The sequence below is a fragment of the Acidisoma sp. L85 genome (assembly GCF_009765865.1).
Taxonomy (GTDB): domain Bacteria; phylum Pseudomonadota; class Alphaproteobacteria; order Acetobacterales; family Acetobacteraceae; genus Acidisoma.
In genome coordinates this window covers 1-412 of record NZ_LMUQ01000082.1, presented here as the reverse complement: position 1 = coordinate 412, position 412 = coordinate 1, and the positions used below count along the sequence as shown (strand labels likewise).

At 58.0% G+C, this 412-nt stretch carries 1 protein-coding gene; it reads right to left on the bottom strand.

Annotation, left to right across the window (positions count from 1 at the left end; all coding sequences use genetic code 11):
• The coding region (locus GSQ83_RS27775; RefSeq protein ID WP_158806134.1) for a hypothetical protein at positions 1-246 on the bottom strand (246 nt) is incomplete at its 3' end.
• Between the last annotated feature and the right edge of the window lie 166 nt (positions 247-412).

Sequence of the window (412 nt, the reverse complement as noted above, 5' to 3'; positions counted from 1 at the left end):
ATCCGCCGGCTGCTGACCGGTCGGCGCCAGTGGGTCTGTGCTCGGCGCCGCAATCACAACCGTCGCAGTCGCCGTATAGCTTGATTTGAGCAGCAGTATGCCGCCTGTGCCCAGAACCAGAATCGTGAGCACAATCACCGTGAACAATGTCAAATGCCGGCGCCAGATGCGCAGCACACGACGCACCGCGCCGCCACCGTTGACGCGAGGTTCCACCTGGCCGGTTAAGAATATTTGTTCAGTCATAATGCTGCGACCGAATATGTATAAGCTGTACTGTCATTATGTTCCTGACGTACGTAAGGCACTATCTGCGTGAGCCAAACAAGGCGAAGCGAAGAACGTAGATGCCGAAGACGGGCAGTCCGAGCACGTAGCGGCGCCATAGCCGGCGGGGCTCTCTGATCAGTCG